Raw genomic sequence first — 11,035 nt, forward strand, 5'->3', positions numbered from 1 at the left:
CCCCTTGTACATACAGCATCTACTTAAAAAAAGTGTGCTTGGATACCATTCAGTTTCTGAGAATAGAAAGTCAGGGCCTTATCTACGGAGCAGTATTAAATACTAGACGCACAGGCAAGCTCACTGACTTCGATGTGATAAATGATAGCTAATCATTTATCAATGAGAGATACAAGACGCGCAGCTTGCTGGCGTTTAAAAACGCAGTTTTTATGATGAGTGATTAAGTAATTAGAAGCTACCGCTTCTCGCGTGAGCAAGCTCTACGCCTACCGGAAGAATTTAACACTGAGGTTTGATTTAACCTGTAGACGCGCTGCTTGCTGGCGTTTAAAAACGTAGCTTTTACAATGGGTGATTAAGTAATTAGAAGCTGCGCTTCTCGCGTGAGCAAGCTCTACGCCTACCACAAAACTTAACGCAATGGTTTGATTTAACTTGTAGACGCGCTGCTTGCTGGCGTTTAAAAACGTAGTTTTTACAAAGTTATTAAACCACATATGCATTGACTCCTACCCCGATATACAAAGTAATTAGAAGCTACGCTTCTCGCGTGAGCAAGTTTTGGGGAGTACCTCAGCAATAGTAATTAGACGCTATCGCTTAAAGTATAAATCGATGGTTTTGGTGAGGAGCTCGTCGAGCTGTTCTTCAAATTCTTCTATATCAATATCAAAATGCTTTAAGTACGCATGAGCCTGAGCAAGTGATAAATTACGGCTGTTAACGCTGTATTGTCGCTCGTCTATGGTTTTATCGTAACGAGGTAAAAATACAAATTGGCCATAAAATGGGGATTTAATATGTTTGTTTGCAAAACGACAAAAATCTTCAATATGGTCAACCCCTTCAGGGCCGAGGCAACCGGGCTCAATGCGATACATTAAGCGAATTTTTTTGTCGTCATTTATTTGCATATAAAGCCTTTATCTAAAAAACAGTACTCTTACTATTTTTCCATCTTTAATTTGGTAGCTCGAAATAAGTTCTGAGCGTTTATCAACTACGTTTTCGTCTGTTGAGCAGGTTTCTGACAGTTCGTGATCAATCACTATATCACCGTGCACTATGCGCTTAATCGGTGATGAGTGTATACACTTTAACTTTTTAAACATTAGCCCATAACGTTCTATTAGTTTTTCTTTACCTTTAAATAATAGCTCATTAGGGAAAATATAAAACTCAACATCTTCGGCATATACACGAAGAAACTCTTCAATATTACGGGCGTTATACGCTTTAACTAATTGCTCAACCACTGCCAGCGATTCGCGCGATTGTTTAGCTTTAGTTTGCTGCTTAATTGTCAGCGCTTCTTTTGCTTGCGTTACTGCTTTTTCAGCTTCCGCTACAGCCACTGCTTTTTCTATTTTATTTTTAGGTTTTTCGGCTGGTTTGATTTGCTCGTTACCTAGTACTTTTGAATCGTCTGGTTTAGTCGTATCAATAACTGGCTTTTTAAGCTCTGGCGCTTTGTATTCAAGCGTATTTACTTTGTCGTCAGTGTTGGTTTGAGTTACTGGTTGTTCAGCTTTTGGTTTTTCGACGTTTGCTTGAGCTTCAACTTGCGGCTCATTTTGCTCAGGCTCGCTTTGTTCTGCAGCATAAGTAATAAGCGCGACGGTAGTGATTAATGAGGCAAAAATAATAGATAACGGTTTCATAACTTTCCTAAAATGAACACTAAACACGTGTAATACCAATTGCATTAAATAAGTGACCTATTATAGCGTCAAGAAAATAGCACAATAACAAGGCGAAAATTGTGACATATAGTTGTTCTATATGAATAATTTTTAACGCAGTTAGTGAGTTATTTAATGCGATAGAATGATCATATTTTTGATAAAATTGGTATAAGGGTGCAACATAGCAAATTTTAACGTTATCGGGTAGTTAATACCACTACTGTAGCTTACCAGTACTGCTCTACGGTAATGTTACCGGGGTTTTTACGACGGTTGCGCGTAAAGTTTTTATCGAGAAGTAGCGCGGTTGTGTCTTTTACCATTTGTGGGTTTCCACAAATCATAAATTGCGCGTTACTAGGAGCTGGGTTTAATTTTACATGTTCAAACAAGCTATTATTTTCAATAGCATTTGTGATTCGCCCGCTTAAGCCTTGTAATGGCTCCTCTCTACTTACAACGGGAATATAACTGAGCTGCTCGGGGTACACTCTTAATAGCTCGTTAATAAGTGCCTGATAGCTTAAGTCGTTATTAAAACGCACACCATGCACTAAGTTTATGCTTTTGTATTTTTTCCATACATCGGGCTGTTGTAATATCGATAAAAAAGGCCCTATGGCGGTACCTGTTCCTAGCATCCAAAGCTGATCGCTTTGTGGTATTTCATCAAGGGTAAAAAAGCCCGTAGCGCGTTGCTCTATAAGTACGGTTTCGCCGGGCTGTAATTTAGCTAAACACGGGGATAGTAAACCATCAATAACGTTAATTAGATAAAACTCAAGATCGGGATTTTCAGGTGCATTTACATAAGAATAAGCTCGAGCAATACGCTTGTCGCCATCCATTATCGAAAGCTTTGTAAATTGCCCTGCTTTAAATGGCTCTACGTTTGCATTTACGGTTAGGCTAAAGAGCGTTTCGCTCCACCATGTTACGCTTTTTACTGTTGCTTCAACCCAGTTAGACATAGTTACCCCTTGGTTTAGCTAGTTATGCCAACCCGCAATAATACCTAATCAATTTGAGGGATTAAACCGCACGTTTAACTTCGTTAAAAATTTCTCATATAGAACAACTAAATAACGAAATTTTGCCTTGTTATCGACACGGTTTTCTTACCTCAAAATAGACAACTTAATTAAGCGAATTGGTATTAAGTTTTAAATGACTCACTTAAAAGTAAGTTTTATCTATAGACATTAGCATTAAGTGACAAAGACTTACAGCTTTACGCGCTAGCAAAAAGTTGTATTTATGAGTTAGGTTTTATAGTAGGTAGTGTGATGTTGTGAGCAAATAGCTTGATGTTGCGAGGAGTGCAGTTTTTGATTATTTAGCCATTTTAAAAACTGCGTTTTTACACGCCTGCAAGCAGCGCGTTTACAGGTTAAATAAACCGCTGAGTTAAGTTTTTGGGTAGGCGTAGAGCTTGCTCACGCGAGAAGCGAAGCTTCTAATTACTTAATCTAAAATCCTAAAATCTTAAAACAAAAAAGCGGTGTTAATTTTAACACCGCTTAATGCGAACTATTTATAGCTATACGCTTTTATAAATCAGATTTACAACATAGGTTTTATAACATCAAACACAGCTTCTATGTGATCGTCTCTATCGTTTAATGCCGCTATGTAACGGTATTTTTTGCCGCCTGCGTTTTCGAATATTTCTCGGTTTTCGCCTTCTAGCTCTTCAAGTGTTTCTAGGCAATCGGCGCTAAAAGCAGGGCTGATAATAGCTACATCGGTAATACCTTCATCAGGCAGGGCTTCAAGCGTTGCATCGGTATATGGCTTTAACCACTCGGCTTTACCAAATCGACTTTGAAAAGTACTAATTACTTTGTCTTTATCAAGGCCCAGTTTTTCTACAACTAAGCGCGTGGTTTGTAAACATAGGCAATGGTACGGATCGCCTCGCTCTAAAAATAGTTTAGGCATACCGTGATACGAAAAAACAATTTTTTGTGGCATCCCATTCGCTTCTAAATCTTCACTAATACTGTTAGCAAGGGATTCAATATAACGGGTGTTTTTATGATAGCCATTTATAAAATGAAGCTCTGGCACCCAGCGCCATTTACGCAGTACGCTCGATACAGCATCGAACGTAGAACCCGTGGTTGGGCTTGAATATTGCGGATACATTGGCAATATAATAATACGCGTTAAGCCTTTATCACGAAGCTCCTCAAGGCCAGCCTCTATTGACGGGTTACCATAACGCATAGCCATTACTACTTCGGTATTGGTATAACCTTGCTCTTTTAATAAGGTATTTAGCTTTACGCTTTGTTGGCGAGTAATATGCGTAAGCGGTGAGCCATTTTCGGTCCATATGCTTTTATATAATTTAGCTGAACGTTTAGGGCGCACACGCAAAATAATACCGTGAAGTATTATCATCCATACTAGGCGTGGTATTTCTACTATTCGAGGATCTGATAAAAACTCGCGCAAATATGTACGAAGCGCAGCAGCTGTTGGTGCATCTGGGCTACCTAAGTTAGTAAGCAGTATTCCCGTTTTTTGGTTAAAACGTCCGTCGTGGGGATTGTCGGTAACTGCAGAAAATCGCGACACAGAGTGCTCCTTCAAGCAAATTTATTAGTTTATTTTAAGCCTATTGTAACGAAAAAAACTGCCGTTTAGATCAATCATTTAGCAGTTTTAACCATTATTCTAAACGGGGTTGGTTTTTTTGACTCCAACTGCTGAAGCTTTTCAATTGATTTACTACTAAATACATGACCTTTAGGCAGCAACATTATACCCGCATGGCTGTGTAGGGCATGGCCAAGTATCATTTGCTCTTTGAGCTCTTGGGCATTACAAATTAGTACTGATCCTGCGGTACTTTTTTTCTCGTTTAGTTTTGCATGGCTTGCTTCAAGCGCACGAACTATTTTAGGGTGGTAAAACGAACCACTATAAAGTTTTACACTTTCGAGCGCGTCATCGTGGCGCTGCTTTTCATCACTGGCATTACTTTGTTCAAACGCATCCCAATAGTCGCGCGCTAAACCCAGCACCATAGCGCCTATAGGTATGTCGTTTCCTGCAAGGCCTTTGGGCATGCCATTACCATTAAAGCGTTCAAACTGATAATAAATAGCATCCGATAAATCGTGTAAATGTATTGCCGGCATTAACATTAATTGTGCAGTGCTTGGGTGAGTATAAAAGGTTTTGCGTTGTTGCTCATTTAAGCGATTTACTGGCTTTTTATAAAGATCGGGGTCCATAGCAAGCAAACCTATTTGTGCTAAATAGCCAGCCATTGGAGCAAGATCGATGCTTTTTTGCGACAGGTTTAAGTAAAGCGCTATTTGTGTACAGGTATTTGCAATATTTTGTGCTTTGTTGCCATCAAGGTAAGGATTTGCATTAACAAAATTATATAGCAGCTCAACGGTCGATTTGTGCTCTTGTTTTTCCCGCTCGTTGGCGTCTTCAAGCTTTTTTAAAACTTGTTTGATTTGTAAGGTACGTTTTTCTACTCGTTGCTCTAACGTGTTGTTTAGCTCAAGTAGTTCTTGGTTTTGCGCCTTAACTTGTGTTTCTAATTTTTTGTTTTGCTTTTTTAGCGCAAATTTTTCTAGGCTATCTTTAATGCTTCGAAGTAATAAGTCATTTTGCCATGGTTTTTGAATATAACCATTTATTTGCCCTTGGTTAACAGCCGCTAGGGTTGTTTGTATATCGGCGTAACCGGTTAATAAAATGCGTTGAGTGTCGGGTGCCAGCGCACGCGCTTTTTCTAAAAACTCGGCACCATTCATGACTGGCATGCGCATGTCGCTAATAATTAAACCAAATTCATGATTTTTAAAAAGTGTTAGTGCGTTTTGCGGGTTATCGCAAACAATAACCGTTAAGCCATTTACTTCAAGTAGTCGTGTTAACGTACGTAGTACTATTTCGTCATCATCAATACAAAGTACATCAATCTGATTCATTGGTGTGTTTGGTGTTGCTTGAGTCATTGCGCCGCCTTTAAATTACTTCTGGCTAAATAATAGCTTAAAAAAACATCCGTGACCTGTTTATGCTTACCTTTTATATAGAGTAGGAGTCACCTAATGTGGTTATTATCTATAAGTAGATAAATGCTCACACTAAAGTTGCAAATTTGCATGTAGACGACTAAACGTTAAGTATAAAGTTATCTATATGGATGAAAGGAATGAATGGATCAGATGGTAATTTTGAACGTGCTTTTTTAAACGAACAAAAGCTGCGCTTGGCCGCAGAACAATTACTCAAAGATAAAAGCACCGTTTTAGTTGCCATAAATAATGAATTACAAAAAAAAGTAGCCGATTTAGAACACCAGCAAATGCTGTTTGTGCAAACCGAAAAAATGGCAACCTTAGGAACGCTTTGTGCAGGCGTAGCCCATGAAATAAATACCCCGCTTGCCTATGCAATGAGTAATATAGAAAGCTTACAAAATTCTACTCCTTTGCTTATCACGTTGCTAAAGCTTAACGAGCAATACTTAAACAATGAAATTAAAGAAAGCCGTTTTAAACACGAAATCGACATACTCAATTTACAGTATCCGTATGCGTGGCTTTATAACAATTTGCAGGGACAAGTTAACGACAGCGTTGAAGGACTCAAACGAATAAAACAAATTGTGCATGACTTATTAAACTTTGCCCACCCCTCCTCCTCGCAAGATAAACAACTAACCGATGTAACAACGGGTGCTAATAATGCTTTAAGATTATTAAGTAACAAACTCAAACTATGCGAGATAAAAACGCGGTTTGAACCACTACCCTTTATTTGGTGCAATTTATCGTCTATTAATCAAATTTTTGTAAATCTATTAATGAATGCTTGGCAAGCATGCGAGCTTGATTTAGAAAAAGGCTGCATTATTGAGGTCAATATTTTTGAACTAAACACAAATATCTGTATTGAGGTAAAAGATAATGGCTGTGGAATGAGTGAAGACACAATAGCGCATATGTTTGACCCTTTTTACACGACAAAAGAAGTTGGAGAAGGTACCGGTATGGGTATGACACTTGTATACGCTATGGTGAGCGATCATGGCGGAAAAATAGAAGTTAACAGCACATTAGGGACAGGTACGACCACCCGCTGCCTATTACCTTTAAAAGCGTAAACTAACGAACAAAATCACAATGTAAATAAAAGGTTAATAGATCTTTTTTTTGAAGTTTAATGCCCTTGTAGCGTGTATTTTAATCGATTAAAGGTGGTTTTTTCTTATCTTGAAATTTATTTGCATACTTAGACCAAATATTTAGTTTTTTTCATTTCTTTTTGTTTGCATATGTTGCTAGGATGTTTGCAACAGGTTATGAGCACCATAACCACACACATATTATAAGAACACAAAAAAACAGGGTCGTCACTATGCCAACATACCGTTTAAACACACTTGCTGTAGCCGTTGCTTTCGCGTTTAGCGCACCAAGCATTGTTAACGCAGAAGAAGCACCAGTGCAAGCTGCTAAAAACATTGAGCAAATATCTGTATTAGGATCGCGTGTATCTAACCGTACTTCTACAGAGTCTTCTTCTCCTATTGATTTAATTGACGCAGATGATTTAACCAAAGGTGGCTTTACCGAGCTTGGCCAAAGCCTTCAAGCGACAGCGCCTTCATTTAACTTTTCGCGTACACAAGTATCTGACGGTTCTGATTTATTTAGACCCGCAACACTTCGTGGCCTACAGCCAGATCAAACTCTTGTATTAGTAAATGGTAAACGTCGTCATAACCAATCAATTTTTGGCCTTAACGGTACAGTAGGCGCAGGCGCTGCGGGTACTGATATGAATGCGATTCCGCTAACGGCCCTTAAAGGCGTTGAAGTATTACGCGATGGCGCAGCGGCGCAATATGGCTCTGATGCTATTGCAGGCGTAATTAACTTATCTCTTAATAACTCAACCGGTATTACAACGGGTTTTGTACAATACGGCGGCACAAGTGAAGGTGACGGCGACACTATTTCAGCAGGTTTAAACCGTGGTTTTGAATTAGGCAACGAAGGCGGCTTTATTAACCTATCGCTTGAGTACCGTGATGCCGATGGCACTAACCGCGCCGAGCGTGATACGGGGGGTTCGCTTAATGTTGAACCAGGTACGTTAAGTGAAGACGTACGCTGGGGCCAAGGTAACTCAGAAAGTGAATTTACGTCGTTATTTTACAACATGGCATTACCAATGGGCGACGGCGAGCTTTACTCGTTTGGTGGCTACTCAGAGCGCACGGCGCTGGGTAATGGTTTTTACCGTAATTTTAACGAAGCGTCTAAAAACGTAACCCAAGTATATAGCGATGGTTTTTTACCGCGCATATATAACGAAGCACAAGATATTTCAGTCGCGCTTGGTTTTAAAGGCGATATAAACACAGATTGGAATTACGATGTATCGGCTGTTTATGGTGAAAATCAATACGACTTTACATCACGCAATACATTAAACGCTTCTTACGCGGCTGAGTATTTATTTAACAACCCAAGTGCAAGCGATGCCGATATTGCAGCAAACTCAGGCCCTAGTGGCGGTTACTCAGGTGGTTTTAGATTTGATCAAACAACGCTTAACCTTGATGTAAACGGTATTGTAGATATTGGCCGTGGTGAACCTTTATATGTAACAGTAGGCGCTGAATATCGTAAAGAAAACTACGAAATAGTACCTGGCGATGAAGCATCATACGCCTGTGGACTAGCAAATATGGATACCTCGTACCCATCAGTAAACGATCCAGACCAATTTGCACAGTGTGGTTTTCAGGCTTATAACGGCCTACGCCCTGAAGCAGCTAACGACAGCGACCGTAACAGCTACGCAGTTTATGTAGACGTAGAAACTATGATCACCGATGCATGGAACGTCAGTGGTGCGCTACGTTATGAAGATTTCTCAGATGCTGGGGATGATTTAATTGGTAAATTAGCAACACGTTATGAATTTTCAGATGATTTTGCTGTACGTGGTGCGGTATCTACTGGTTTTAGAGCACCATCACTTCAACAAAGTGGTTATACAGCCTTTACAACTAACTTAGGCTCAGACGGCACATTAACGCAATCGTTCACTGCAAACACAGGGACCGCTTTCCCAAGTGCGTTAGCCGTAGATAGCTTAGAGCTTGAAACTTCAACAAACTACAGTGCAGGTTTTGTTTACGATGTAACAAGCGAGCTTTCGTTAACGGTTGATTTTTACCGTGTAGAAATTGAAGACCGTATTACGCTTGGCAGCTTACTTACCGCTGACGACGTATCGTTTAGCTCAGAAGCAGTTGCAGCGCTACAAGCAACTGGAGCTGTGCAAGCTAACTACTTCTCAAACTCGGTTGATTCTACTACGCAAGGCGTTGATATTATTGCATCGTACCGTACAGAAGTTGAAGGTGGCAATTTAGGAGTAACCTTTGCAGGTAACCTAAACGATACTAAAATTGACGGCGTAAATGCTGAAGACGGTATTCCTGAAGCGGTTGCTTTTGATGATTTACAACGTAGCTTTTTTACCGACGGACAACCTAGTGAACGTGCAACGCTTACGTTTGACTACGAACGCGATGCCTACACATCAACCATTCGCTTTAACTACTTTGGCGAAACAGATGTAAAATACTTTGGTAATGACCATATTTCATTACCAGGTGAGCTTTCGCCAACAGGATCGTTTAAACCAACAAGTACGGTTGAGTCTGCTGTGTTAGTTGATTTAAATGTTAGCTACCAAATTAACGACATGTTTGCGCTTTCAGTGGGTGCCGATAACGTATTTGACGAAACGCCAGACGAGCTAGGCGACGACGAAGTACTTAACTTTATCACCAACGGCGCATTTAAATACCCAGTACGTGCATTACCTTACGGCTTTGACGGCAGAACGTACTATGCAAAAGTAAGCTTTAGTTTTTAATTTATAAAGCAAACTAAAGTAATATTAAGCGCAGTTATTAACTGCGCTTAATATTACTTTTTTATTACTAAAAAAGTACCTGTTGGGCATTAAAAATACTTGCGCGGTTGAAAATTAAGCCTACAATCGCCATCTCTTAAATAGGCTAATATAAAAGCCTTTTTATTATTTAACTTAAAATAACCATTGGCTGATAGGAAATATATGACTAAAAAATCTAAAGCAAAAACCGCAAACACCAGCGCGGTAGACACAGGACGAGGCGTTATAAACCACAATGCACTAGCGGCGATGGTCACCTCTAAATTATTTAAACCACAAGTGGTTAAAGCTAAAAAAGGCAAAGGCTCGTTTAAACGCAACAACAAGCATTCAGGACAAGAGTCCTATTTAATCGCGGCTTAAATAGCACCGATCAAATAGGGCTTTTGTAAGAGCTGTTTACTTACTCAAGCAAGCAGCGGGTTTACAAGTTAAATTAAACCACAGCGTTAAATTTTCGCAGTAGGCGCAGAGCTTGCTCGCGCGAGAAGCGTAGCTTCTAATTGCTTTGTATATAGGAGTAGGAGTTAACACATGTGTGGCTTAATAATTTTGTAAAAACTACGTTTTTAAACGCCTGCAAGCAGCGCGTCTACAGATAAATTAAACCACAGCGTTAAATTTTCGCAGTAGGCGCAGAGCTTGCTCGCGCGAGAAGCGTAGCTTCTAATTGCTTTGTATATAGGAGTAGGAGTTAACACATGTGTGGCTTAATAATTTTGTAAAAACTACGTTTTTAAACGCCTGCAAGCAGCGCGTCTACAGGTTAAATTAAACCACAGCGTTAAATTTTCGCGGTAGGTGCAGAGCTTGCTTGCGCGAGAAGCGCAGCTTCTAATTACTTTGTATATAGGAGTAGGAGTTAACGCATGTGTGGCTTAATAATTTTGTAAAAACTGCGTTTTTAAACGCCTGCAAGCAGCGCGTCTACAAGTTAAATTAAATCACAGCGTTAAGTTTTCGCAGTAGGCGCAGAGCTTGCTCGCGCGAGAAGCGCAGCTTCTAATTACTTAACCTAAAACCATCCTAAAAACTGCGTTTTTAAACGCCTGCAAGCAGCGCGTCTACAGGTTAAATAAACCACAGCGTTAAATTTAGTTCTTAAACGCCAGCAAGCTGCGCGCCTTGTATCTCTCATTGATAAATGATTAGCTATCATTTATCACATCGAAGTCAGTGAGCTTGCCTGTGCGTCTTGTATCTCTCATTGATAAATGATTAGCTATCATTTATCACATCGAAGTCAGTGAGCTTGCCTGTGCGTCTAGTATTTAATACTGCTCCGTAGATAAGGCCCTGACTTTCTATTCTCAGAAACTGAATGGTATCCAAGCACACTTTTTTTAAGTAGATGCTGTATGTACAAGGGG

The 11,035-nt window shown here is 39.8% G+C and carries 8 protein-coding genes; 3 read left to right on the plus strand and 5 right to left on the minus strand.

Features of this window, described 5'->3' with window-relative positions; all coding sequences use genetic code 11:
- Positions 1-596: 596 nt before the first annotated feature.
- The 5 genes from I6F53_RS19310 to I6F53_RS19330 all read right to left on the minus strand — a co-directional run bounded on the left by I6F53_RS19310 (position 597) and on the right by I6F53_RS19330 (position 5,674).
- Positions 597-917 (minus strand): hypothetical protein, encoded by a 321-nt coding sequence (locus tag I6F53_RS19310; protein ID WP_197180453.1) that lies wholly within the window; start codon positions 915-917, stop codon positions 597-599.
- 9 nt (positions 918-926) lie between these two features.
- Entirely contained in the window at positions 927-1,664 is a 738-nt protein-coding gene (locus I6F53_RS19315) for a nuclear transport factor 2 family protein (protein WP_197240826.1), read from the minus strand.
- Between the two features lie 251 nt (positions 1,665-1,915).
- The gene (locus I6F53_RS19320) at positions 1,916-2,659 is read right to left on the minus strand and encodes a ferredoxin--NADP reductase (RefSeq protein WP_197180457.1); all 744 of its coding nucleotides are present in this window, start codon (positions 2,657-2,659) and stop codon (positions 1,916-1,918) included.
- A gap of 592 nt (positions 2,660-3,251) precedes the next feature.
- On the minus strand, positions 3,252-4,271 hold the full coding sequence (gene hemH, locus I6F53_RS19325; RefSeq protein WP_197240827.1) for a ferrochelatase: 1,020 nt from the start codon (positions 4,269-4,271) through the stop codon (positions 3,252-3,254).
- A 74-nt stretch (positions 4,272-4,345) separates the two neighbouring features.
- Positions 4,346-5,674, minus strand: a complete 1,329-nt coding sequence (locus tag I6F53_RS19330; protein WP_197240828.1) for an HD domain-containing phosphohydrolase — start codon at positions 5,672-5,674, stop codon at positions 4,346-4,348.
- 200 nt (positions 5,675-5,874) lie between these two features.
- Between I6F53_RS19330 and I6F53_RS19335 the strand changes: the two genes are divergently transcribed.
- From I6F53_RS19335 to arfA, 3 genes are all read left to right on the plus strand, one after another.
- Positions 5,875-6,828 (plus strand): sensor histidine kinase, encoded by a 954-nt coding sequence (locus I6F53_RS19335; RefSeq protein WP_197240829.1) that lies wholly within the window; start codon positions 5,875-5,877, stop codon positions 6,826-6,828.
- A 254-nt stretch (positions 6,829-7,082) separates the two neighbouring features.
- A complete protein-coding gene (locus I6F53_RS19340) occupies positions 7,083-9,623 on the plus strand; it encodes a TonB-dependent receptor plug domain-containing protein (RefSeq protein WP_197240830.1) in 2,541 nt (846 codons plus the stop codon).
- Positions 9,624-9,827: 204 nt separating this feature from the next.
- On the plus strand, positions 9,828-10,028 hold the full coding sequence (arfA, locus tag I6F53_RS19345; protein WP_002963106.1) for a ribosome alternative rescue factor ArfA: 201 nt from the start codon (positions 9,828-9,830) through the stop codon (positions 10,026-10,028).
- Positions 10,029-11,035 lie beyond the last annotated feature (1,007 nt).

This window comes from Pseudoalteromonas sp. SWN29 (assembly GCF_015864465.1).
GTDB lineage: Bacteria > Pseudomonadota > Gammaproteobacteria > Enterobacterales > Alteromonadaceae > Pseudoalteromonas.

What these genes read in the sequence shown, in the direction of transcription:
- I6F53_RS19335 (WP_197240829.1), top strand. Translation starts at nt 5,875, where the DNA reads ATGAATGGATCAGATGGTAATTTTGAACGTGCTTTTTTAAACGAACAA.
- I6F53_RS19330 (WP_197240828.1), bottom strand. Translation starts at nt 5,674, where the DNA reads ATGACTCAAGCAACACCAAACACACCAATGAATCAGATTGATGTACTT.
- I6F53_RS19315 (WP_197240826.1), bottom strand. Translation starts at nt 1,664, where the DNA reads ATGAAACCGTTATCTATTATTTTTGCCTCATTAATCACTACCGTCGCG.
- I6F53_RS19320 (WP_197180457.1), bottom strand. Translation starts at nt 2,659, where the DNA reads ATGTCTAACTGGGTTGAAGCAACAGTAAAAAGCGTAACATGGTGGAGC.
- arfA (WP_002963106.1), top strand. Translation starts at nt 9,828, where the DNA reads ATGACTAAAAAATCTAAAGCAAAAACCGCAAACACCAGCGCGGTAGAC.
- I6F53_RS19310 (WP_197180453.1), bottom strand. Translation starts at nt 917, where the DNA reads ATGCAAATAAATGACGACAAAAAAATTCGCTTAATGTATCGCATTGAG.
- I6F53_RS19340 (WP_197240830.1), top strand. Translation starts at nt 7,083, where the DNA reads ATGCCAACATACCGTTTAAACACACTTGCTGTAGCCGTTGCTTTCGCG.